Annotated in this window: 17 protein-coding genes; 7 read left to right on the forward strand and 10 right to left on the reverse strand. The window is 67.0% G+C overall.

All coding sequences use genetic code 11. The features are described 5' to 3' along the window. Positions 1–37 precede the first annotated feature (37 nt). Genes GIW57_RS07825 through GIW57_RS07835 form a run of 3 tightly spaced genes read right to left on the reverse strand, consistent with a single transcriptional unit; the run spans position 38 to position 1827 of the window. Complete coding sequence (locus tag GIW57_RS07825) at positions 38–610, reverse strand: YceI family protein (RefSeq protein WP_236509827.1); 573 nt, start codon at positions 608–610, stop codon at positions 38–40. Between the two features lie 3 nt (positions 611–613). Continuing rightward, positions 614–1186: a cytochrome b gene (locus GIW57_RS07830; protein ID WP_100553249.1), complete on the reverse strand. Its 573-nt coding sequence runs from the start codon at positions 1184–1186 to the stop codon at positions 614–616. Next, positions 1183–1827 carry a YceI family protein gene (locus GIW57_RS07835; protein ID WP_100460056.1) on the reverse strand — a complete coding sequence of 215 codons (645 nt, stop codon included), beginning with the start codon at positions 1825–1827 and terminating at the stop codon, positions 1183–1185. The genes GIW57_RS07830 and GIW57_RS07835 overlap by 4 nt, the downstream gene beginning before the upstream one ends. A gap of 165 nt (positions 1828–1992) precedes the next feature. Here GIW57_RS07835 and GIW57_RS07840 point away from each other — a divergent pair, with 165 nt between their 5' ends. Further along, positions 1993–5538 carry an ATP-binding protein gene (locus tag GIW57_RS07840; RefSeq protein WP_100460055.1) on the forward strand — a complete coding sequence of 1182 codons (3546 nt, stop codon included), beginning with the start codon at positions 1993–1995 and terminating at the stop codon, positions 5536–5538. A gap of 96 nt (positions 5539–5634) precedes the next feature. Then, positions 5635–9165, forward strand: a complete 3531-nt coding sequence (locus tag GIW57_RS07845) for a hybrid sensor histidine kinase/response regulator (RefSeq protein WP_236509830.1) — start codon at positions 5635–5637, stop codon at positions 9163–9165. A 551-nt stretch (positions 9166–9716) separates the two neighbouring features. Here the strand turns inward: GIW57_RS07845 and mdtD are convergent. The 5 genes from mdtD to GIW57_RS07870 all read right to left on the reverse strand — a co-directional run bounded on the left by mdtD (position 9717) and on the right by GIW57_RS07870 (position 14341). After that, positions 9717–11126: a multidrug transporter subunit MdtD gene (gene mdtD / locus GIW57_RS07850; protein WP_100460053.1), complete on the reverse strand. Its 1410-nt coding sequence runs from the start codon at positions 11124–11126 to the stop codon at positions 9717–9719. A gap of 91 nt (positions 11127–11217) precedes the next feature. After that, complete coding sequence (gene hemE, locus GIW57_RS07855; RefSeq protein ID WP_032951968.1) at positions 11218–12300, reverse strand: uroporphyrinogen decarboxylase; 1083 nt, start codon at positions 12298–12300, stop codon at positions 11218–11220. Positions 12301–12328: 28 nt separating this feature from the next. Beyond that, positions 12329–12568: a WGR domain-containing protein gene (locus GIW57_RS07860; RefSeq protein WP_099818886.1), complete on the reverse strand. Its 240-nt coding sequence runs from the start codon at positions 12566–12568 to the stop codon at positions 12329–12331. A 121-nt stretch (positions 12569–12689) separates the two neighbouring features. Continuing rightward, positions 12690–13802 (reverse strand): 3-dehydroquinate synthase, encoded by a 1113-nt coding sequence (aroB, locus tag GIW57_RS07865; RefSeq protein ID WP_100460052.1) that lies wholly within the window; start codon positions 13800–13802, stop codon positions 12690–12692. Then, a complete protein-coding gene (locus GIW57_RS07870; protein WP_099818888.1) occupies positions 13799–14341 on the reverse strand; it encodes a shikimate kinase in 543 nt (180 codons plus the stop codon). The genes aroB and GIW57_RS07870 overlap by 4 nt, the downstream gene beginning before the upstream one ends. A 98-nt stretch (positions 14342–14439) precedes the next feature. Between GIW57_RS07870 and GIW57_RS07875 the strand changes: the two genes are divergently transcribed. Next, positions 14440–14643 carry a dodecin family protein gene (locus GIW57_RS07875; RefSeq protein WP_049465447.1) on the forward strand — a complete coding sequence of 68 codons (204 nt, stop codon included), beginning with the start codon at positions 14440–14442 and terminating at the stop codon, positions 14641–14643. 6 nt (positions 14644–14649) lie between these two features. On the opposite strand, the gene GIW57_RS07880 is transcribed toward GIW57_RS07875, so the two are convergent. Beyond that, positions 14650–15477 carry a kinase gene (locus tag GIW57_RS07880; RefSeq protein WP_100460051.1) on the reverse strand — a complete coding sequence of 276 codons (828 nt, stop codon included), beginning with the start codon at positions 15475–15477 and terminating at the stop codon, positions 14650–14652. Positions 15478–15517: 40 nt separating this feature from the next. Here GIW57_RS07880 and pdxH point away from each other — a divergent pair, with 40 nt between their 5' ends. Further along, positions 15518–16117 (forward strand): pyridoxamine 5'-phosphate oxidase, encoded by a 600-nt coding sequence (pdxH, locus tag GIW57_RS07885; RefSeq protein ID WP_100460050.1) that lies wholly within the window; start codon positions 15518–15520, stop codon positions 16115–16117. Positions 16118–16249: 132 nt separating this feature from the next. Here the strand turns inward: pdxH and prpR are convergent, their stop codons facing one another. After that, positions 16250–17833 carry a propionate catabolism operon regulatory protein PrpR gene (prpR, locus tag GIW57_RS07890; protein WP_236509833.1) on the reverse strand — a complete coding sequence of 528 codons (1584 nt, stop codon included), beginning with the start codon at positions 17831–17833 and terminating at the stop codon, positions 16250–16252. A gap of 156 nt (positions 17834–17989) precedes the next feature. Between prpR and prpB the strand changes: the two genes are divergently transcribed. The 3 genes from prpB to acnD all read left to right on the forward strand — a co-directional run bounded on the left by prpB (position 17990) and on the right by acnD (position 22804). Next, a complete protein-coding gene (gene prpB / locus GIW57_RS07895; protein WP_089236473.1) occupies positions 17990–18883 on the forward strand; it encodes a methylisocitrate lyase in 894 nt (297 codons plus the stop codon). A 35-nt stretch (positions 18884–18918) separates the two neighbouring features. Next, on the forward strand, positions 18919–20076 hold the full coding sequence (gene prpC, locus GIW57_RS07900) for a 2-methylcitrate synthase (protein WP_089236472.1): 1158 nt from the start codon (positions 18919–18921) through the stop codon (positions 20074–20076). A gap of 109 nt (positions 20077–20185) precedes the next feature. Continuing rightward, entirely contained in the window at positions 20186–22804 is a 2619-nt protein-coding gene (gene acnD, locus GIW57_RS07905) for a Fe/S-dependent 2-methylisocitrate dehydratase AcnD (RefSeq protein WP_100460048.1), read from the forward strand. Positions 22805–22825: the final 21 nt, after the last annotated feature.

Consider the following 22825-nt stretch of genomic DNA (forward strand, 5'->3'; position numbering starts at 1 on the left):
GGGCATGGCCCGGCGCTACCGCGGACGCCAGGGCGTCTTATTTCGCGTCGAACTTCACGATGGTGCTGATGGCGGTTTCGTCCGGGATGGTCTTGGTATCGGCCCAGTCGCCGCCGCCGACACCGAAGTCCAGGCGCTTGACCGTCGCCTTGCCGGTCAGCACCGGCTGTGCGCCGGGCTTCCAGGTGAAGGTGAAGGTGACCGGCTTGCTGACGCCGCGCAGTTCCAGCGTGCCATCGGCGGCGAACTGGTCGTTGCCGAGCGCGCGGAAACCCTTGGCGGTGTAGCGTGCGGTAGCGAACTTGCCGACGTTGAAGAAGTCCGCGCCCTGCAGGGTGGAGTCGCGGTCGCTGTTGCCGCTCTTGGCGCCGGCCAGCGGAATCACCACGTCCAGCGAACCCGCAGCCGGATTGGCCGGGTCGAAGCTGAGCTTGGTGGCGAAGCCCGGGAAGCTGCCGGTGAACACTTCACCGTCGTACTTGGTGGCAAAGGCCAGGAACGAACCGGCACCTGGCGCCTGGGCGTAATCGGCGGCGAGCACCGGTGCGGTGGCCAGCATGCCGGCGAGGGCGGCGGCCACGGCGGCCGGGGTGGTCAGTTTCAGGGTCATCGGTCAGTCCTTCTGGGGAGAGGCGAGCCAGCCACGCGGCAACATCCGGGACAGGGTGGCATCGCGCTGGAACAGGTGGTGGTAGAAGGCAGCACCGGCATGGGCCAGTACCACCGCGATCAACAGCCAGAAGCCGTATTCGTGCAGGGCATGGGAAACCGCCACGACCTGCGGGTCCGGTCCGCTCAGCTTGGGCACTTCGACCAGACCGAACCAGCGGAACGGACGCAGGCCGCTGGCCGAGTCGTATATCCAGCCCGACAACGGGATGGCGAACATCAGCACATACAGCAGCACATGGGTGGCGCTGGCGATGCGCTCCTGCCAGCTCGGTACGCCCGGTACCGGCTTGGGGGCACCGGCATACAGGCGCCAGCCCAGGCGCAGCACCACCAGTGCCAGCACGGTGATGCCGATCGACTTGTGCGCGGTGTAGACCCAGAAATACTTGGGCGTCTTCGGCAGTTCGCCCATGGTCAGGCCGACGATGCCCAGGGCGAGAATCAGCAATGCGATCAGCCAGTGCAGGGTCTGGCTGACACTCCCCCAGGCGGCGGGGGTGTTCTTGGCGGTCATGAAGGGTCCTTGGTGGCCGTCTGGCTGTCGGAGTGGGGTTGGGGCGCGGGAGTTCCCGGAGAATCGCTGCGGTCGAGCGTGGCTTCAGCCTCGATCCGCACCTGCACCGCATCGCCGATCACGCCCGGCCAGGCGGTGATGCCGAAGGCTCGGCGGCTCAGTGTCGTGGTGGCGGAGAAGCCCGCAGTACGCCGGAACGGCGGCAGCGGATAGCGTTTGACCTGGTTCAAGGTCACCTCCAGCGTGACTTCCTGGCTGACCCCGCGCAGGGTCAGGGTACCGGTCACGTGGGCACGTTTCGCGTCGACCGGTTCGACATGGTGGGAAACGAAGCGGGCGGTGGGAAAGCGTTCGCCGTCGAGCAGGCTGCGCGCCAGCGTGGCCTGGTTCCACTTGGCATCGCCAAGGTCCAGTCGTGCTACCGGAATCTCGACGTCCAGTGTCGCATCGTGCCAGTTGTCGCTATCGAACTGCAGCTGGCCCTGGCTTCCGGAGATCGTACCCAGCGCCTGCGAATAGCCGGCATGGTCGATGGCAAACAGCACCCGGGTGTGCACCGGATCGATGCGGTAGGCATCGTTGCCTGCCCAGGCGGGGGCGACGGCAAGCAGCATCGGCAGCAGGGCCAGGCAGTGGCGCATCGGCGGTGGACTCCGGGAAAAAGACTGTTCGATCATACCCATAGCCTTCGCGCAACGCTGTGTGCATGGCTGCAACAGTTCGTGGTGTCGATGTGGCCGGAAACAGGCTGTTGCAGCGATGGCTGCAGCCCTGTGTGACAATCGGCACAGGACAGGGGGTTCAGGATGACGAGCGGCTGGCGCCGGTGGTGCCAAGGCATTGCAGGAGCAGGTCTGGTGCTGTTGGCGCTTTCCGCGGCAGCCGCGACCTTGGACATGGCTGGTGAAACACCGCGCCTGCGCCGTTTCGGCGCGGCCGAGGGGTTGCCCTCGCGCATGGTGGTCGCGCTGGCCGAAGACCGTCAGGGCCATGTATGGGCTGCCACCGACGGCGGCCTGGCCCGCTATGACGGTGGGGAACTGCGGGTGTGGCAGCACGACCCGGCGCAACCGGATTCGCTGCCCGGCAACGAGATCGAAACGCTGCTGGTCGACCCGCTCGACCGGGTATGGGTCGGCATCAACGGCAAGGGGTTGGCCCGCCTGGATGCCGACCGCGAGCGCTTCAAGACCTTCGATTCCGTCACTGAGGGCTGCCAGGGACAGTTCTGGACGCTGGCCTATGCCGAGGATGCGCTGTGGGTCGGCAGCAGCAGTCATGGAGTCTGCCGCTTCGGCGAAGACGGCTCGCTGCGCCATTTCCAGCATGATCCGGCGCAGCCCGGCGGACTGCCGAGCAACACGATCTACAGCAGCCTGGTCGACGCGCAGGGACGGCTGTGGGTGGGAACCGAATCCGGCCTGGCGCGTTGGAACGGCCATGCCTTCGACGTCGTGGCGCCGCGCGAACTGGCGGCCGTCAGCGTGCTGCGGCTGAGCCGCGATGCCGATGGCGCAATATGGGTCGGCACACAGAATGAAGGCCTGTATCGCGTCGATGCGCAGGATCGGGTAACGCGACCGGCCTGGGCCGACAGCGCCGGCCTGCGTTCGGCACTGGTGCTGCCCGACAGCCGCGGAGGCTATTGGGCGGGAACCTCCGATGGCCTGCTGCGCGGTGACGGTCAGGTGCTGCGCAAACTGGAAGGCGACCGTGGCAGCGGCTTCCTGACGGGCCATAGTGGCGTGCTCGACCTGCTGCAGGATCATGAGGGAGGGCTCTGGGTCGCGCTGCTGACCCAGGGCCTGGCCTACCTTCCACCAGACTGGCGGCGCTTTTCGACCTGGTACCAGTTCGATGGCAAGCCGCTGGACAGCCAGTACCTGCTGAGTGCCGCCAGCGATGGTCGCAGCTACTACGTCGGTTCTGCGCACGGTGTCTACCAGATCGATGCGCAGGGGACGTTGAGCCTGCTGGCCAGCGAGCGCGAGCTGGGCGGTGGCGCGGTGTGGTCGGTGCTGCCACGTCCCGATGGGCGGCTGTGGCTGGGGCGCGCGGGACGCATCAGCGTGTATGACCCGGCCACCCGCGCGCTGCGCGACTGGCGCATCGGCGGCGGCTCCGACCTGCGACAGCGGATCGATCTGATGCGGCAGGCGCCTGATGGCACGGTCTGGGTGTCGGTGATGAATCTGGGCCTGCAGCAGCGCAGTGCCGAGGGTCGCCTGTTGCGCAGTTTCGATGGCGCCATGCTGCGTGGTGATACCGATGCACCGGTCGAACAGATCCGCTTCGATGCCACGGGGCGGGCCTGGGTGATGGGGGAAACGGGGATCATGCGCGAGCAGGGTGACCGCTTCGAGGCGGTACCCGGCGTTTCCAGGGGCCCGATCTACGATCTGGTGTGGATCGATCCCAGGCAGATGTGGATCGCACGCCAGGGCGCATTTGAACGCTACCAGTGGGATGGCCTCAGCCTGCGCCTGATCCAGCGCGTCGATGCCGGCGCCGGCGTGCCGCCGGTCAGCATGGGAGGGCTGGCCCTTGCCGCGAACGGACAATTGTGGGCGACGACGCCCCGTGGCCTGCTGCGCTGGGATCCGAAACAGCGTCGCCTGCAGATCTTCAATGAGCGCGACGGCCTGCTCGATGCCGAGTTCACCGGACGCCCACCGGCGATCGATGCCGATGGGCGGGTGCTGGCCGTTACCCAGACCGGCATGGTGGGTTTCGACCCGAATGCTGCGGATGTCGAACTGCCACCGTCGCAGCTGGTGATCGCGCAGGTGCGCGTGCGTCGCGATGATGCGCGCGGTTGGCAGCCCTTGCCGACCTCCGGCCTGCTGTTGCTGGGGCCCGACGACCGTGACCTGCAGATCGATGCGCGGCTGCTGTCCTATGCCAACCCACAGGGCAACCGCTACCGGTTCCGCGTGGAGGGCTACGACCAGAACTGGGTGGAACAGGGCGGGGATGGCCAGCGGACGTTGTCGCGACTGCCGCCCGGGGCCTATTCGATCGAGGTGCAGGCCGCATCGGCCAGTGGCCCGTGGACACCCTCGCAGCAGCTGCACATCAAGGTATTGCCGCCCTGGTGGCGCAGCGGCATGGCGATCTTCGGCTATGTGATGCTCGGCTCGCTGTTGCTGTTGGCACTGCTGTGGTCGATCCGCAGGCGGCTGCGGCGGCGCCAGCAGTGGCAGTTGACGGTGCACAAGCAGCAGATCGCCGAGCAGGCATCGCAGGCCAAGAGCCGCTTCCTGGCGACCCTGGGCCACGAAGTGCGCACGCCGATGACCGGCGTACTGGGCATGAGCGAGCTGCTGCTGGCCACCGAACTGGACCCGGTGCAGCGCAGCTATGCCGGCTCGATCCAGCAGGCCGGCAGTCATCTGCTGCGGCTGGTCAACGATGCGTTGGACCTGGCACGGATCGAGGCCGGCCGGCTTGAACTGGACATCCGGCCGTTCGACCTGGGCGGACTGCTGGACCAGGTGCAGGCACTGATGCAGCCGATGGCACAACAGCGCAGGCTGGCTTTCCAGCGCGGGGATGCACTGCCAGGCCCGATCTGCGTCAGTGGCGATGAGATGCGCGTCCGCCAGATCCTGCTGAACCTGCTGGGCAACGCGATCAAATTCACCGAGCGCGGTCATGTCGGTCTGGCGGCACGCCTGGACGAGGACGGCGGCGCGGTGACCTTCGAGGTCAGCGACAGCGGGCCAGGCATCAATACCGAGCAGCAGCAGCGCCTGTTCCACCGCTTCGAACAGGCCGATGGCCCGCGTACCGCCTCACGCTATGGCGGCAGCGGGCTGGGTCTGGCGATCTGCCAGGAGCTGGCGGTGGCGATGGGCGGCCGCATCGATGTCGACAGCCAGCCGGGGCGCGGCGCACGTTTCGCCGTGCGGCTGCCGCTGCCATGGAGCCGGCAGCAGGCCTCCAGCCCTGGCGAGGCAGCGTCGCCGACGCTGCCTGCACTGCGCATCCTGCTGGTCGAGGACGACGCAACCGTTGCCGAGGTCATTGCCGGCCTGCTGCGCGGCCGTGGCCATGAGGTGGTGCACGTGCTGCATGGCCTGGGGGCACTGTCGGAGATATCCACCGAGGGGTTCGATGTCGGCCTGCTCGACCTCGACCTGCCGGCACTCGACGGCACCGCGATCGCCCGCCAGCTGCGCGCGATGGGCTACGAACTGCCGCTGGTGGCCGTTACCGCGCGCTCGGACGCCTATGCCGAGACCCAGGTGCTTGCGGCCGGATTCGATGGTTTCCTGCGCAAGCCGGTGACCGGCGATCTGCTGGTGGCGGCGATTGCCCAGGCGCGCAGTAAACGTCAGATCATCAGCTGAGTACGGCATGTTGCGGCGTGAATCCCGCAACTTTCGGTTTACCATGCCGACGCCCACGACGTGGGCATCATCAACAGCAGCGTGAGGAGGCCATCGGTGGTGTATCTGCGGGCAGTGATGCTGCTGATGCTGCTGCTGTGCTGCCTGGCGCCCGCTGCCGCGCAGCCGGTGCCACCTTCGCCGCGGCAGGTCACCGTATTCGATGGCTTGCCGTCCAACACCGTCAACCGCATGGCCGAAGACCGCTACGGCTACCTGTGGATTGCCACCAACGATGGCCTGGCCCGCTACGACGGGCGCAACTACCGCATCTGGCGTTCCGAAGACGGCCTGCGCGACAACCGCATCTGGAGCGTACTGGTCGATGCCCGCAACGAGCTGTGGATCGGCACTGAAAATGCCGGCCTGGTGCGGATGTCGGCCGATCGCCGACAGCTGCGCTTCTACGACCGCAGCAGCCAGCCACTGATGGGCAGCAACACGGTCTGGAGCCTGGCTGCGACGCCGGATGGCTCGATCTGGTTCGGCACCCACGAGGGCGGCCTGTACCGGCTGGACAGCAATGACCGTCTGCAGCGGTTCCTGCCCGAAGCGAACAACCCGCGCAGCGTGCCGGCCGCGTCGGTGCCGTACCTGGCCACGCTTGCCGACGGCAGCCTGTGGGTCGGCACCAAGCATGGCGTGGCGCGCTGGACCGGCACCGATTTCGAACGCATCGGCAGCGATCTGGTGCCCAGCCTGTTGATCAATGGACTGACTGCCGAACCCGACGGCAGCCTCTGGATCAGCACGCTGGCGGGGGCCTCCGTGCGCCGCCCGGATGGCCGTTTCGAATCCGTGCCCTGGACATTGCCAGCCGGCGACCAGGTGCTGGGCATGATGCTGCGCGATGAGCAGGGCGGGCACTGGCTGGATACACGCAGCGGCCTGGGCCGGGGCATCGATGGCCGATACCAGACCGTCCCGCTGTACAGCGCCATCGCCCGTGGCCTGGTGCGACCGAACTGGACTGGCGCCTATGAGGACCGCGAAGGTGGCATCTGGCTGGCCAGCACCAATGCGGGCCTGTGGCATCTGCTTCCGCGCTGGTGGCAGTTCTCGGTGTTCTCGCGGCTGGAGGATGATCCGTCCTCGCTGCGCAATTCCTATGTGCTGGGTACCAGCCCCTCCAGCAATGGTGGCGTGTGGACCGTCGGCAGCCATGGCGCGCTGGACCGTTTCAATCCACGCACGGGCGTGATCGAGCAGCACCGCACCTTCGTCAACGGCATGCACTGGCTGACGTCGGTGCGCGAAGACCGGCAGGGACGGGTGTGGGTGGGCTCGACCGACGCTTTGATGCGCTACGACCCGCGTCGTGGCGAACTGCGGCGTTGGGGGCGGGACTCCGGCGCGGATGCGACCATGGAAGGCAATATCGAGGCGATGATGACCTGCGATGGCGACAGCCTGTGGTTGATGCTGTCGGCGGGCCTGCAGCAGCGCGACTTGGACGGGCACGTGCGCCGGCAGCTGGAAAACGGCCAGGACGGTCTGCAGGCGGGTCAGCTCAATCTGGACGTGGAATGCGGTCCGCAGGACCGGATCTGGCTGGCCAGCAGCCGTGGCCTGCTGCAATGGCAACCGGACGCGCAGCGCTTCCAGCCGGTGCCCGGCGCGCCGGCCACGGCGGTGTATGCCCTGCACGTCGGCAAGGACGGGCAGGTCTGGTTGTCCGAGGATGGTCGACTGTCGCGCTACCTCTGGAGCCAGGGCAGACTGGAACGGCAGGCGGTGGTGGGCGCGGAGCAGGGCTACCCGGCGATTTCCGCTACCGGTCTGGTCGTCGACGCACAGGGCGTGGCGTGGGCCACCAGTGCCCGCGGCTTGGTGCGGGTCAGTGCCGATGGCGAAAGCGTACGCCTGTACGGGGTACACGATGGCCTGCCCAGCCAGGAGTTCCGCGAACATACCCTCATCGCCTCCGCCGCTGGGCGCATGGTGGCAGGTACACCCGCTGGCGTGGTGGTGTTCGATCCCGAGCAGGTGCGGCCTTCCACCCGGCGTGCGCCGCTGGTGATCGAGCGGGTGGAGGTGCGCCGCAACGAACAGTTGCTGGACCTGACCCATGACACGCCGCTGCAGATCGCCGATGGCGACCGCGACCTGCGTATCGTCGCGCGCCTGTTGTCCTTCGCCGATTCGGCCTCCAACACTTACCGCTACCGGTTGGCCGGCTATGACCCGGATTGGGTCGAGGTGGGCCCGGCAGGCGAGCGCCTGTTCTCGCGCCTGCCCCCCGGGGCCTACCGGCTGGAAGTGCAGGCGCGCTCGGCCGACCACGTGTGGTCGCGGGTGCAGACCCTGGAATTCCACGTGCAGCCGCCATGGTGGCGCAGCTTGTCCGGCCTGCTGGTGCTGGCCTCGATCGCGTTGCTGCTGACCAGCTGGTTCGCCTGGTTGTACCGGCGCCGGCTGCAGCGCCAGCACGCCTACCAGCTCGCTCTGCACAAGCAGGATCTGGCCGAGCACGCGTCGGCGGCCAAGACGCGGTTCCTCGCCAATCTCGGCCATGAAATCCGTACGCCGATGACCGGCGTGCTGGGCATGAGTGAGCTGTTGCTGGCCTCGCCGCTGGATCCGCAGCAGCGTGGCTATACCCAGTCGATCCGGCATGCGGGTGAGCATCTGCTGCACCTGGTCAACGATGCGCTGGATCTGGCGCGGATCGAATCGGGGCGCCTGGAACTGCAATCCAATGCGTTCGGTCTCAATCGTCTGCTGCAGGATCTGGCCGCATTGATGGGGCCGCTGGCTGCACAGAAGGGCCTGCGGTTCATCCTCGACAACCAGTTGCCTGCAGGGATGCAGGCGACCGGCGATGCGATGCGGGTGCGACAGATCCTGCTCAACCTGCTGTCCAACGCGGTCAAGTTCACCAGCCGCGGCAGCATCACGCTGCACGCGCGCTGCGAGGAAGGGCCGCGCGGGTTGCACTTCGAAGTGCGCGATACCGGTCCGGGCATCAGCCAGGAACAGCAGCAACGGTTGTTCCGACGCTTCGAGCAGGCTGACGGCGCGCGCACTGCCGCGCAGTACGGTGGCAGTGGCCTGGGCCTGGCGATCTGCCGCGAGCTGGCACTGGCCATGCAGGGCCGGATCCGCGTGGAAAGCCAACTGGGCAGCGGTACCTGCTTCGGTGTCAGCCTGCCGTTGCCGCTGCAGCAGGGTGCGACCAGCGACGGAGGTGCCGACAGCGATGCCGCTGCTGCCGCGGTCAACATGCCACCGCTGCGGGTGTTGTTGGTGGAGGACGATGCGACCGTAGCCGATGTGATGTGTGGCCTGCTCACGACCCGTGGCCATGAGGTGGTCCACGCCGCCCACGCGCTGGCTGCACTGCGTGAAATCAGCGCAGGCGATTTCGATGTCGGCCTGCTTGATCTGGATCTGCCGGGCCTGAGCGGTTTCGAACTGGCCCAGCATCTGCGCAACCAGGGCTACACGCTGCCGCTGCTGGCGGTGACCGCACGCACCGACCCCGATCTGCAGCAGCAGGTGGAAGCGGCGGGCATCGGTGGTTTCCTGCGCAAGCCGGTGACCGGTGAGCTGCTGGTGGAAGCGATCGCCCGCGTGCTGGGGAGGTAGGGGTTCGGCAGGGCTGCGCCCTGCACCTGCCGAATCAACGGCAACGGCAACGGCAACGGCAACGGCCGAAGCAACAGCAACAGCTGGCTATCCGTGGGATGGCGGGGTAGGTCCGGTTGCGGGGGACGCCGTAAATACGTCCCTGTAGGCTTGGCCGCGGCATCCATGCCGCGGACACCCCCGCAACCGGACCCACCCCGCCTTCGACAGATTTCCGCGATCTGTCGGAACGGCGTTCTGTGTTGGCTCTTGGGGTCAGATCCGTTTTCCGATGGAAAACGGATCTGACCCCAGAATTATTTCGATATCTGACAGAGATTCATCCACGCATGGCGTGAATCCATCAGCCACCAGAAATCTATCGAAGGTGGGGCGGTGTCGGATTGCGGGGTGTCAGCCGCATGGATGCGGCTGCCAAGCCTCCATGGACGGATTTACGGCGTCCCCGCACTCCGACACCGCCCCGCCATCCCACGGAATGCCAGCTTTTGCTTCGGCTGTTGCCGTTGCTCTGGCCTCTGCAGGTGCAGGGCGCAGCCCTGCCGAACCCACTACTCCGCTACGTGCTCGACCTCGCGCGGCTCCGGCTTGGTGTCGGGCAGCTGCCAGAAGATCAGCGTCGAGGTCAGGGTGATCGCGCCCACGCACAGGAAGGTAGCGTGCAGCGCCGCCGTGGCGCCGTGGCCTTCCAGCTGCGTGCCGAACGCGGCCAGCAGGCTGCCTGCAGCCGCCGCACCGAAGCCGGCGGCGAGCATCATCACCATCGACAGCAGGCTGTTGCCGGAACTGGCGAACTCGCGGTCGAGGTCGCGCAGGGTGACGGTGTTCATCACGGTGAACTGCAGCGAATTGACCGCGCCGAAGAAGGCCAGCTGCAGCAGGCGCACGCTCAGGTGCTGGCCCGGCGTCATCAGGATGAAGCTGGCCATCGCCAGGCCGACCAGTACGGTGTTGGTCATCAGTACGCGGCGATAGCCGTAGCGTTCGACCAGCTTCACCGCCAGCTTCTTCGACACCATGCCCGCGGCCGCCACCGGCACCATCATCAGGCCGGCGTTCATCGGCCCGAGGCCAAGGCCGACCTGCAGCAGCAGCGGAATCAGCATCGGCATGGCACTGCTGCCGATGCGCGAGAACAGGTTGCCGAGAATGCCGATGCGATAGCTGGGCACGCGGAACAGCGCCAGCGAAAACAGCGGTGCCGTTGAATTTGCCGCGTGCAGCCAGTAGCCGACCAGTGCAGCCAGGCCAGCCACGGTCATCAGCATCACCAGCGCGTGCGGTGTGCCGAGTCCGGAAATGCCATCCAGCGCCAGCGACAGCACCACCATCGCAAAGGCCAGCATGGCGTAGCCGCGCAGGTCGAAACGGGTGCGATGGCTGGCGTAATGGTCGGGCATGATCTTCATCGCGGCGATGAAGCCAATGACACCGATCGGCAGGTTGATCAGGAACACCCAGTGCCATGATGCGATTTCGACCAGCCAGCCGCCCAGAGTCGGGCCGATCAGCGGACCGACCAATGCGGGGATGGCGATGAAGCTCATTGCACGCAGGAAGTCCTCGCGCGGTACCGAGCGCATCACCGCCAGGCGACCGACCGGCAGCAGCATCGCGCCACCGATGCCCTGCAATACGCGGGCCGCCACCAGCTGGTGCAGCTGCTGCGCCATCGCGCAGGCCAGCGAGCCGAGGGTGAACAGGATGATCGCCACCAGGAAGGTGCGACGGGTTCCGTAGCGGTCGGCGATCCAGCCGGAGGCGGGAATGAAGGTGGCCACGGCCAGCGCGTAGCTGAACACCACCGATTGCATCTGCAGGGGACTTTCCCCGAGGCTGGCCGCCATCGCCGGCAGTGCCGTGTTGACGATGGTCGAGTCCAGCATCTGCATGAAGATCGCCAGCGAGACCAGCCACAGCAGGGGGCGCTGGCGGGTGTAGGTCGATGGCGCTGTGGACATGGGGTGTGACCGGTGCAACGTGGGGGCGCCATGATCGCGCACTGCGGGTCACGGCGCGATCAACATCGCGCCGTGACCGCATGCGGGATGCTCAGCGTTGGCTGTGCGCGTGCACCGCGTCGACCAGCACCTGTACATGGGCCGGGTCCATGTCCGGCGACATGCCGTGGCCGAGGTTGAACACATGGCCCTCGCGCGAACCGCCATTGCCGGCGGCATAGGTGTCGAGCACACGTGCGGCCGCGGCAGCGATCGCATCGGGCGAGGCATACAACGTGGTCGGGTCCAGGTTGCCCTGCAGGGCTACGCGGCCACCGGTGCGGCGCAGTGCTTCATCCAGGTCCAGCGTCCAGTCCAGGCCGAGCGCATCGGCGCCGGTCTGCGACAGCGCTTCCAGGTGCAGGCCGGTGCCCTTGCCGAACAGGATCAGCGGCGTGCGCTCGCTGCCTTCGCCGCGCTCCAGGCCCTCGGCGATGCGCTGCAGGTAGCGCAGCGAGAACTCGCGGTACATCGCCGGCGACAGCACGCCGCCCCAGGTGTCGAACACCTGCAGGGCCTGCGCGCCGGCCGCGCGCTGCGCGCCGAGATAGGCGATCACCGCGTCGGTGGTTACCTCCAGCAGACGGTGCAGGGCCTGCGGATGATTCAGCGCCATCGCCTTGATGCGCGCGAAATCCTTGCTGCCGCCGCCTTCGACCATGTAACAGGCCAGTGTCCACGGGCTGCCGGAAAAACCGATCAGCGGTACCTGGCCGTCCAGCTCGCGGCGGATCAGGCGCACCGCGTCCATCACGTAGCCCAGGTCCTGTTCCATGTCCGGCACCGCCAGCCTGGCGATGGCCGCTTCATCGCGCACGGGGTGGCGGAACTTCGGGCCTTCGCCTTCGACGAAGTACAGCTCCAGGCCCATTGCGTCGGGAATGGTGAGGATGTCCGAGAACAGGATGGCCGCGTCCAGCGGGAAGCGGCGCAGCGGCTGCAGGGTGACTTCGCAGGCGATCTCCGGGTTCTTGGCCATGGCCAGGAAGCTGCCGGCCTTGGCCCGGGTGGCGCGATATTCCGGCAGGTAGCGGCCGGCCTGGCGCATCAGCCAGACGGGGGTGCAGTCCACCGGTTCACGGCGCAGGGCGCGCAGCAGGCGATCGTTGCGGAGAGGGCTGGTCACAGTGGGCATTCCTTGGGCGAAAAGGGCAGCGGCGCAGTCAGTCGCCGTGCGAAAGAATCTGGAAGCCCCGATGCAGTTCGGCATCGCGGGCCTTCTCGTAGGCGTGGCGGGCTTCGTCGGCCTTGAGGTACAGCTCGCGCCGCAGCTGCGAGCGGGCGCCGACGCGGCCGGATTCGCGCAGCAGCTCCCAACCGCCGAACAGGTCCGGGACCAGGGTCAGGCGCAGGAAGCGCGGTGCCTGGGCACCGTCGGCGGGTTGTTGCAGGTGGACGTGCATGGCGTCGATTGTATCGCCCCGGGGCGGCACGGACCTGTAGAGCCGAGCCCACGCTCGGCTGCGCTTCATGCCGCGGCACAATCCGGTAGCGCCGGGCCATGCCCGGCGAACGCGGAAGCGGTCAGCCTGCGCCCAGCACCTTCAGCACCGCCGCTTCATCCACATCCGGTACCACTTCGGCACGACCCATGCCGCGCCACAGCACCAGGCGCAGGCGGCCGGCCACGTTTTTCTTGTCCAGGCGCATGCGGCCGAGCAGGGCCTGCGGGTCAAGTCCGGCGGGGATTGCCACCGGCAGGCCAAGCTGTTCAAGCAGCGCCTGCAGGCGCACGCGATCGGCGTCGTCGGCCAGGCCCAGATCGGTGGATAGCCGGGCCGCCAGCACCATGCCCACCGCTACGGCCTCACCGTGGTTGAGCGCATCGCGCCCCGGTGCGGAGTAGCCCTGTTCGGTTTCGATGGCGTGGCCGAAGGTGTGCCCCAGGTTGAGCAGGGCGCGCTCGCCCTTCTCGAAGGGATCGCGCTCGACAATCGCCGCCTTGTGCCGGCAACTGCGGGCGATGGCCTCGGCGATCACTGCGTCCTCACCGGCTGCCAGCGCGTCGGCATGCTGCTGCAGCCATTCGAAGAACACCGCATCACCCAGCGCACCGTACTTCACCACTTCAGCCAGGCCGGCGCGCAGTTCACGCGGCGGCAGGGTGGCCAGCACGCGGGTATCGGCGATCACCGCACGCGGCGGATGGAACGCGCCGACCAGATTCTTGCCGGCCGGGATATCCACGGCGGTCTTGCCGCCCACCGAGGAGTCGACCATCGCCAGCAGCGTGGTCGGCAGCTGCACGCAGTCGACGCCGCGCATCCAGCAGGCCGCGGCAAAGCCGGCAAGGTCGCCCACCACACCGCCGCCGAGGGCGAACACGCAGGCGTCGCGGGTTGCGCCGAGCGCAGCCAGCGCCTCGATGACCGAGCCGAACTCGGCCAGGGTCTTGGAGGCTTCGCCGGCAGCCAGTACATGCTCACCCACGATCAGCTCCGGTCGTGCGGCCAGCAGGGTCTGTTTGACGGCATCCAGATAGCGCGGCGCAACCTCGCTGTCGCTGACCAGCAGCACATGGCGGCCACGTACATGGCTGGCCAGCGCGGAACCTTCGGCCTGGGCGCCGGCGCCAATGGTGATGGAATAGGGGCGGTCGCCGCCAACGGCGACCTGCAGCAGGGCAGGGGAAGTCATGCAGTGGGGTCCTGTCGCTGCCAGTGCGTGGCCAGCTTGAGCACAAGCTGGGCGGTCGCATCGGCTGCGGTAAACGGGTCGGTATCAAGGGTGACATCGGCCAGCTCGCGATACAGCGGGTCGCGATGCGCGGCCAGATCCTGCAGCACCTGTTCGCGGTCCGGCCGCTGCAGCAGGGGGCGCGCCTTGTCGCGTGACAGGCGCTCCAGCTGGGCCGCGACGCTGACCCGCAGGTAGACGACAAAGCCACGCCGGGCGATCAGGGCGCGATTGTCCGGATCGAGCACGGCACCACCGCCGGTGGACACCAGCTGGCCACGGCCGGCCAGCACCTGTGCCAGTGCCTGGCGCTCATGGGCGCGGAAGCCGGCCTCGCCGGAATGCTCGAAGATCGTGGGGATGCTGGCCCCGGTCGCATCGACGATGGCCTGGTCGACGTCGACGAAGTCCAGCGTGAAGCGCTCGGCGAGGCGACGGCCGATGCAGGTTTTACCGGCACCCATCGGGCCGATCAGGATCAGGTTCGGAGCGGGATTCATGCCCTCTGATGCTAACACCTCCGTGCCTTGGCCTTTACGTTCTTCACGTCAGGGTGGAGGTTCCTGCGGGGTTTCCCGCGCCTGACGGAGTACCTGCCATGTCGGTTGCCAAGGTCATCGAAATCAATGCGTCCTCGCCCAAGAGCGTGGAGGACGCGGTGCGCAGCGGATTGAAGAAGGTGTCCGGGACGGTCAAGGGCATCCAGGGCGCCTGGATCAACGAGACCAAGGTGGTCACCGACGGCAACGGTGAGATCACCGAATGGCGGGTGAACCTGCGGATCACCTTCCTGGTCGAGTGAGCCTGCTCAGCGCAGCGCCTGCACTTGGCGCTGCGCATCCAGCACTACCATCCGGTCGGCAATGGCCGGCAGCGCACGCAATGCCTGCCGGCTGACCCGCTCGTAGTACTGCACGAAGCGTTCCAGCTGTGGCCGGCTCATGCCATGCCGGCCCGGCTGGGCCGCCTGCAGGTTCTGCTCCTGCTGCCAGCGCCAACGCGGCACCACCGAGAAATCCGGGGGCTGCAGGAACCACAGACGGTCGCAGCGCTGCCACAGCGCCGGATAGTCGCGGGCCAGCGCCTGGTTGCACCAGCGCCGCCAGCGGCCATCGGCATCGGCCTCGCGCTCGAGTGCGTTGAGGGGAGGGCCCAGTTCGGCCTCGTCCTGCGCCGGAGTGCCGAGGAACCAGCCCTCGAACACCAGCAGATCCAGCGGCTTCTCGAGCTGCGGCCACTGCGCCTCTGGCAGGCGTTCGTCGGCCAGTTTGTCGAAGCGGGGCAGGGCCAGCGGCTGTCGTGTGGCCACTGCATCCAGCACCGCATGCGCCAGCGGCAGGTCGTGGGTGCCCGGCGGGCCACGGGTGATCAACAGCGGATGCACCTGCCGGGCCAGGCGCTGGCGCTGCGCGCGGGTCAGGTAGACATCGTCGATGGAGAGCGTTGCGGCGTTCAGGCCACGGGCCTGGGCACGGGCGACCACCTGCGCGGCCAGCGTCGATTTGCCGCTCCCCTGCAGGCCGCTGATCGCCAATACTGGAACGGCTGTACTGCTGCCCAGCGCGTCATCCAGCGCCTGCTCGACCACTGTTTCGGGGAATCCTTTCACCTGGGGCATGTACGCAGCAGCGACCATGCCGCCACAATAGCCCAAACCGTGTGAGAAGAATGCTGTCATGAGCGACCTGTACGCCGAAGCCCTGTCGACCTTTGCCGCCCTGTTTGAAGAAGCGAAACAGAGCCGCGAAGTCGAGCCCAATGCGATGACAGTGGCCACTGCCGATACGCAGGGCCGGCCATCGGCGCGCACTGTGCTGCTGAAGGCGTTCGACGAGCGCGGCTTCGTGTTCTACACCCACCTGGACAGCCACAAGGGCACCGAACTGCAGGCCAATCCGCAGGCAGCGCTGCTGTTCCTGTGGCGCAGCCTGCGCGAGGCCGGCATCCAGGTGCGCATCGAGGGGCGCGTGGAGCAGGTGGCCGACGCCGAGGCAGATGCCTATTTTGCCAGCCGTCCGCGCATGAGCCAGATCGGCGCATGGGCGTCGCTGCAGTCGAAGACCTTGAACACGCGCGAGGAGTTCGACGCGCGCGTGGCCGAGGTCGAGGCACGTTTCGACGGCAAGGACGTACCGCGTCCGGACGGCTGGAGTGGTCTGCGGGTGGTGCCTGACCGCATCGAGTTCTGGTACGGCGCGCAGTTCCGCCTGCACGAGCGCTGGTGCTATGAAGCGGGTGCCGAAGGGCGCTGGAGCAAGCGCTTGTTGTACCCGTAAGGCGCAGTGATGAGGCGGGTGTGGCACTTCCGCGATGCCAGTAGATCCACGCCATGCGTGGATGGGAAGAGCGGTGCGAACCAAGGTTCGCACCCACCAGACATCGGTTCGCATCCACCAGGCAACAGGTGGTTATAACCCCTCCGCACGCAGCCATCGCCACAGCGTGGTGCGTGAGACGCCAAGCACCTGCGCCATGCCTTCGCGGTCATTGCGGTGTTCCTGCAGCAGTGCTTCCAGCTGCGCACGCGGCGGTCGCTTGCCGTTGCTTTCCACCGGTAGTGCCGCGACGCCTTCGTTCACCAGCTCCGGTGCCAGCTGCAGCAGTCGCGCGGCATCGATCAGCCCTTCACCCGGCTGCCAGTGGATGCGCAGCCGATCGACCAGATTGCGCAGCTCACGCACATTGCCCGGCCAGTCGGCAGCGCTGAGCAGGGCCAGCGCTTCTGCATCCAGCGGTGCATCGATGCCGCGCAACTGGCGGAAGAAGTGCGTGGTCAGCAGCGGGATATCGCCGCGACGCGCACGCAGGGTGGGCAGCGCGATGCGCAACGCTGCCAGCCGGTAGTACAGGTCGCGACGGAAGCTGCCGGCCGCCGTGCGCTGCTCCAGCGATTGCAGGGTGGCGGCGACCACCCGCAGGTCGACGGGCGTCGGTTCGGTCGCTCCCACGCGCAGCACCTCGCGTTCTTCCAGCACGCGCAGCAGGCGGGTCTGCAACGGCAGCGGCAGTTCGCCGATCTCATCCAGGAACAGGGTGCCGCCATCGGCGGCCTCGACCAGGCCGACGCGACCACCACGCCGCGCACCAGTGAAGGCGCCATCGCTGTAGCCGAACAGCTCTGCCTCCAGCAGCGATTCGCTGATCGCACCGCAGTTCAACGCGACGAAGCGTCCACGACGACCGCTGCTGGCATGCAGCTGCCGCGCTACCAGTTCCTTGCCGGTGCCGGTCTCGCCGGTGACCAGTACGGTGCTGTCGTGCGGGGCGTACAGCGCGATCTGTGCGCGCACGTCGGCCATCGCGTTGCTGTCGCCGAGCAGCGCATGCGCGTCGGCGCGCGGCGCGGCCCTTCGGCGTGCGGCCGGGCGCGCGTCCGCCGAGCGTGCCAGGGTCTGGGTCAGTTCCAGCGCGTGCTCGAAGGCCTGCCGCACCGAATCGGCCGAGTACAGCAGTACGCCGGGCAGGCCCGCCTGTTCGGCATGATCGATGGCCATGCCGGTGCCGACGATCACCTCGATGCCGTTCGCACGCAGGTCGGCGATGCAGTCGCGAGCGTCTTCGCGGGTGACGAAACGGCGATGCTCGATGTCCAGGCCGAAGCTCTGCTGGAAGCTGCTGAACACCGGCACATCGCTGGCGTGGGTAACCAGTCCGATGCGTGGGGCGATGCGGCGCGCCCGCGCCAGTGCTTCCATCAGATCGAAACCGTTGGCCTGGATCGGCACCAGCGGCAGGTCCAGGCGGCCGCGCAGCCAAGCCGCGTTGGAGCCGCCAGCGATCACGACATCGCAGTGCTCGCGGCGCAGGCGTTGGCCGATCACTTCCACTGCTTCCTCGAAGCCGAGGTTGATCTGCTCGATGCGGGCGCGGCGGTCGAATTCGGGAATGACATCGCCCAGCAGGCCGGTCAGGCGCGAGACGCTGACGGTCCAGATCACCGGGCGGCCGGGGTCGGCATCGGCATGGCGCAAGGGCGAGCGGGGCAGGTACATGGCGCGGGGATCGGGTGTGGCGATGTTTCATGATACATCTGTTTCAATGTTTCATATGTTTCGCCGAGGTTGGGCGGTCATCCCCGTTAAATCAATCGCTTGCAGGTTGGCACGGTGCTTGCGCTTACCTCCCTGTCCTTCAACCTGGATCGCCGCATGACCGCTTCCACCCCCTTCTCCGCTGGTGCCCGCTTCCGCGAGGCGCTGGCTGCCGAATCGCCGCTGCAGGTGATCGGCGCGATCAACGCCAACCATGCGCTGCTGGCCAAGCGCGCCGGCTTCCGCGCCATCTACCTGTCCGGCGGTGGCGTTGCTGCCGGCTCGCTGGGCCTGCCGGACCTGGGCATCAACACCCTGGAAGACGTGCTGGTGGACGTGCGCCGCATCACCGATGTCTGCGACCTGCCGCTGATGGTCGACATCGATACCGGCTTCGGCCCGAGCGCGTTCAACATCGCCCGTACCGTGAAGTCGCTGATCAAGGCCGGCGCGGCCGCCTGCCATATCGAAGACCAGGTCGGCGCCAAGCGCTGCGGGCATCGCCCGGGCAAGGAGATCGTCTCGCAGGGCGAAATGGTCGACCGCGTGAAGGCGGCTGCCGATGCCAAGACCGATCCGGACTTCTTCCTGATCGCACGCACCGACGCCATCCAGGTGGACGGCGTGGACAAGGCCATCGAGCGCGCCATCGCCTGCGTCGAAGCCGGTGCCGACGGCATCTTCGCCGAGGCTGCCTATGACCTGGAGACCTACCGCCGCTTCGTTGATGCGGTGAAGGTGCCGGTGCTGGCCAACATCACTGAATTCGGCGCGACCCCGCTGTTCAGCCGCGACGAACTGGCCTCGGCCGGCGTGGCCATCCAGCTGTTCCCGCTGTCGGCGTTCCGCGCCGCCAACAAGGCGGCCGAGAACGTCTACCAGACGGTCCGCCGCGAAGGCCACCAGCGCAACCTGATCGACAGCATGCAGACCCGCGAGGAGCTGTATGACCGTATCGGCTACCACGCCTTCGAGCAGCAGCTCGATGCGCTGTTCGCCGCCAAGAAATAAGCAGTACCCTGCACCATCAAGTTTCGGAGGGAAACATGAACGATACGACCGCAACCCCGACCTTCAAGCCGAAGAAGTCCGTCGCCCTGTCCGGCACCGCCGCCGGCAACACCGCGCTGTGCAGCGTCGGCCGCAGTGGCAACGACCTGCATTACCGCGGCTACGACATCCTCGACCTGGCCAACACCAGCGAGTTCGAGGAAATCGCCTACCTGCTGGTGCACGGCAAGCTGCCGACCCGCGCCGAGCTGGTTTCGTACAAGGCCAAGCTGAAGTCGCTGCGTGGCATTCCGGCTGCGGTGAAGGCTGCGCTGGAAGAACTGCCGCCGTCGGCGCACCCGATGGATGTGATGCGCACCGGCGTGTCCGTACTCGGCTGCGTGTCGCCGGAGAAGGACGACCACAACCATCCGGGCGCACGTGACATCGCCGACAAGCTGATGGCCTGCCTGGGCTCGATGCTGCTGTACTGGTACCACTGGAGCCACAACGGTCGCGCGATCGACGTGGAGACTGACGATGACTCCATTGGTGGCCACTTCCTGCATCTGCTGCACGGCGAGAAGCCGCAGGATTCGTGGGTGAAGGCGATGCACACTTCGCTGATCCTGTACGCCGAGCACGAGTTCAACGCCTCGACCTTCGCCTGCCGCGTCATTGCCGGCACCGGCAGCGACATGTACAGCGCGATCTGCGGTGGCATCGGCGCGCTGCGCGGCCCCAAGCACGGCGGCGCCAACGAAGTGGCGTTCGAAGTGCAGAAGCGCTATGACAATCCGGACGAAGCCGAGGAAGACATCAAGGCCCGCGTCGAGCGCAAGGAAGTAGTGATCGGTTTCGGCCACCCGGTCTACACCGTGTCCGATCCGCGCAACAAGGTGATCAAGGACGTTGCCCGCGAACTGTCCGAAGAACAGTCGAGCCTGAAGATGTACGACATCGCCGAGCGCCTGGAAACGGTGATGTGGGACATCAAGAAGATGTTCCCGAACCTGGATTGGTTCAGCGCCGTCAGCTACCACATGATGGGCGTGCCGACCGCGATGTTCACCCCGTTGTTCGTGATCGCCCGCACCGCCGGCTGGAGCGCGCACATCGTCGAGCAGCGCATCGACGGCAAGATCATCCGTCCGAGCGCCAACTACATCGGCCCGGAAGATCGTGAGTTCGTGGCCATCGACAAGCGTTCCTGATCATCGTCACTGTTCCACTGCTGCATGCATCCGGCCGGCCCCGTGCCGGCCGGATGTTTTCGCCGCCGCATCGCCGGCACCCGGCCCGCCTCAAGCATTCCGCCAGCCCATGAATATCGACTATCGCAAGAACCTCCCCGGCGCCTCGCTGGACTACTTCGACGCGCGCGCCGCGGTCGATGCCATCCAGCCGGGTGCCTATGCCACGCTGCCGTATACCTCGCGCGTGCTGGCCGAAAACCTGGTGCGTCGCTGCGACCCGGCCACGTTGACCGACTCGCTGAAGCAGCTGATCGAGCGCCGTCGCGACCTGGACTTCCCGTGGTTCCCGGCGCGCGTGGTGTGCCATGACATCCTCGGCCAGACCGCGCTGGTCGACCTCGCTGGCCTGCGTGATGCGATCGCCGACAAGGGTGGTGACCCGGCCAAGGTCAATCCGGTAGTGCCGGTGCAGCTGATCGTCGATCACTCGCTGGCGGTGGAGTGCGGTGGTTTCGATCCGCAGGCGTTCGAGAAGAACCGCGCCATCGAGGATCGCCGTAATGAAGACCGCTTCCACTTCATCGACTGGACCAAGCTGGCCTTCGAGAACGTGGACGTGATTCCGCCGGGCAACGGCATCATGCATCAGATCAACCTGGAGAAGATGTCGCCGGTGATCTACGTGCAGGACGGTGTGGCGTTCCCCGATACCTGTGTGGGCACCGACAGTCACACCCCGCACGTGGACGCGCTGGGCGTGATCGCCATCGGCGTGGGCGGCCTGGAAGCGGAGAACGTGATGCTGGGTCGCGCGTCGTGGATGCGCCTGCCGGACATCATCGGCGTCGAGCTGACCGGCAAGCCGAAGCCGGACATCACCGCCACTGACGTGGTGCTGGCCCTGACCGAGTTCCTGCGCAAGGAGCGCGTGGTCGGCGCCTGGCTTGAGTTCTTCGGTGAGGGTGCCGCCGCACTGACCATCGGTGATCGCGCCACCATCTCCAACATGTGCCCCGAATACGGCGCCACCGCCGCGATGTTCTACATCGATGGCCAGACCATCGATTACCTGCGCCTGACCGGCCGCGAGGAAACGCAGGTCGCACTGGTTGAAAACTACGCGCGCAGCACCGGCCTGTGGGCCGATGACCTGGCCACCGCGGAGTACGAGCGCGTGCTGCACTTCGATCTGTCGACGGTGGTGCGCAACATGGCCGGCCCGAGCAATCCGCATCGCCGCCTGCCGGTATCGGAACTGGTCGAGCGTGGCATCGCCGATGCCGCCAAGCTGGAGGCCGGCAAGGCCGAACAGGCACGGGGTCTGATGCCCGACGGCGCGGTGATCATCGCCGCCATCACCAGCTGCACCAACACCTCCAACCCGCGCAACGTGATCGCTGCGGCGCTGCTGGCACGCAAGGCCAACGAGCGTGGCCTGCTGCGCAAGCCGTGGGTGAAGTCGTCGCTGGCGCCGGGTTCGAAGGCGGTGCAGCTGTATCTGGAAGAGGCCGGCCTGCTGCCGGACCTGGAGAAGCTGGGCTTCGGCATCGTCGCCTTCGCCTGCACCACCTGCAATGGCATGAGCGGCGCGCTGGATCCGAAGATCCAGCAGGAAATCATCGATCGTGATCTGTACGCCACCGCTGTGCTGTCGGGCAACCGCAACTTCGATGGCCGCATCCATCCGTATGCCAAGCAGGCCTTCCTCGCCTCGCCGCCGCTGGTGATCGCCTACGCCATTGCCGGCACCATCCGTTTCGATATCGAAAAGGATGTGCTGGGCGTGGACACAGACGGCAACGAGGTGCGCCTGAAGGATATCTGGCCGAGCGACGCCGAAATCGATGCGGTGGTGAAGGCTGCGGTGAAGCCGGAGCAGTTCCGCAGCGTCTACAACCCGATGTTCAACGTGCGCGTAGAGCACGCTGCAAAGGTCAGTCCGCTGTACGACTGGCGCGCGCAGAGCACCTACATCCGCCGCCCGCCGTACTGGGAGGGTGCACTGGCCGGTGAGCGTACGCTGGCGGGCATGCGTGCGCTGGCGGTGCTGCCGGACAACATCACCACCGACCACCTGTCGCCGTCCAACGCGATCCTTGCCTCGAGCGCTGCGGGTGAGTACCTGGCGAAGATGGGCCTGCCGGAAGAGGACTTCAATTCCTACGCGACCCACCGCGGCGACCACCTGACCGCACAGCGTGCCACCTTCGCCAACCCGAAGCTGTTCAACGAGATGGTGCGCAACGACGACGGCAGCGTGAAGCAGGGCTCGCTGGCACGCGTGGAGCCGGAAGGCAAGGTCATGCGCATGTGGGAGGCGATCGAGACCTACATGGAGCGCAAGCAGCCGCTGATCATCATCGCCGGTGCCGATTACGGCCAGGGCAGTTCGCGTGACTGGGCCGCCAAGGGCGTGCGTCTGGCTGGTGTGGAGGCGATCGTTGCCGAAGGCTTCGAACGCATCCACCGTACCAACCTGATCGGCATGGGCGTGCTGCCGCTGGAGTTCAAGCCGGGCACCACCCGCCTGACCCTGGGCATCGACGGCACCGAGACCTTCGACGTGATTGGTGAGCGTACGCCCCGCGCTGAGCTGAGCGTGGTGATCCATCGTCGTGATGGACAGGACGTGATCGTGCCGGTGACCTGCCGCCTGGACAGCGACGAGGAAGTGGCAATCTACGAGGCAGGTGGCGTGCTGCAGCGCTTCGCCCAGGACTTCCTGGAAGGTGCCAAGGTGGCGTGAGACATCCGACGGCCCGGCAAC

The sequence above is a fragment of the Stenotrophomonas sp. PA-6-5C genome (assembly GCF_021605635.1).
Classification (GTDB): domain Bacteria; phylum Pseudomonadota; class Gammaproteobacteria; order Xanthomonadales; family Xanthomonadaceae; genus Stenotrophomonas; species Stenotrophomonas lactitubi.

What these genes read in the sequence shown, in the direction of transcription:
- GIW57_RS07825 (WP_236509827.1), bottom strand. Translation starts at nt 610, where the DNA reads ATGACCCTGAAACTGACCACCCCGGCCGCCGTGGCCGCCGCCCTCGCC.
- GIW57_RS07830 (WP_100553249.1), bottom strand. Translation starts at nt 1,186, where the DNA reads ATGACCGCCAAGAACACCCCCGCCGCCTGGGGGAGTGTCAGCCAGACC.
- GIW57_RS07835 (WP_100460056.1), bottom strand. Translation starts at nt 1,827, where the DNA reads ATGCGCCACTGCCTGGCCCTGCTGCCGATGCTGCTTGCCGTCGCCCCC.
- GIW57_RS07840 (WP_100460055.1), top strand. Translation starts at nt 1,993, where the DNA reads ATGACGAGCGGCTGGCGCCGGTGGTGCCAAGGCATTGCAGGAGCAGGT.
- mdtD (WP_100460053.1), bottom strand. Translation starts at nt 11,126, where the DNA reads ATGTCCACAGCGCCATCGACCTACACCCGCCAGCGCCCCCTGCTGTGG.
- hemE (WP_032951968.1), bottom strand. Translation starts at nt 12,300, where the DNA reads ATGCCCACTGTGACCAGCCCTCTCCGCAACGATCGCCTGCTGCGCGCC.
- GIW57_RS07860 (WP_099818886.1), bottom strand. Translation starts at nt 12,568, where the DNA reads ATGCACGTCCACCTGCAACAACCCGCCGACGGTGCCCAGGCACCGCGC.
- aroB (WP_100460052.1), bottom strand. Translation starts at nt 13,802, where the DNA reads ATGACTTCCCCTGCCCTGCTGCAGGTCGCCGTTGGCGGCGACCGCCCC.
- GIW57_RS07870 (WP_099818888.1), bottom strand. Translation starts at nt 14,341, where the DNA reads ATGAATCCCGCTCCGAACCTGATCCTGATCGGCCCGATGGGTGCCGGT.
- GIW57_RS07875 (WP_049465447.1), top strand. Translation starts at nt 14,440, where the DNA reads ATGTCGGTTGCCAAGGTCATCGAAATCAATGCGTCCTCGCCCAAGAGC.
- GIW57_RS07880 (WP_100460051.1), bottom strand. Translation starts at nt 15,477, where the DNA reads ATGGTCGCTGCTGCGTACATGCCCCAGGTGAAAGGATTCCCCGAAACA.
- pdxH (WP_100460050.1), top strand. Translation starts at nt 15,518, where the DNA reads ATGAGCGACCTGTACGCCGAAGCCCTGTCGACCTTTGCCGCCCTGTTT.
- prpR (WP_236509833.1), bottom strand. Translation starts at nt 17,833, where the DNA reads ATGTACCTGCCCCGCTCGCCCTTGCGCCATGCCGATGCCGACCCCGGC.
- prpB (WP_089236473.1), top strand. Translation starts at nt 17,990, where the DNA reads ATGACCGCTTCCACCCCCTTCTCCGCTGGTGCCCGCTTCCGCGAGGCG.
- prpC (WP_089236472.1), top strand. Translation starts at nt 18,919, where the DNA reads ATGAACGATACGACCGCAACCCCGACCTTCAAGCCGAAGAAGTCCGTC.
- acnD (WP_100460048.1), top strand. Translation starts at nt 20,186, where the DNA reads ATGAATATCGACTATCGCAAGAACCTCCCCGGCGCCTCGCTGGACTAC.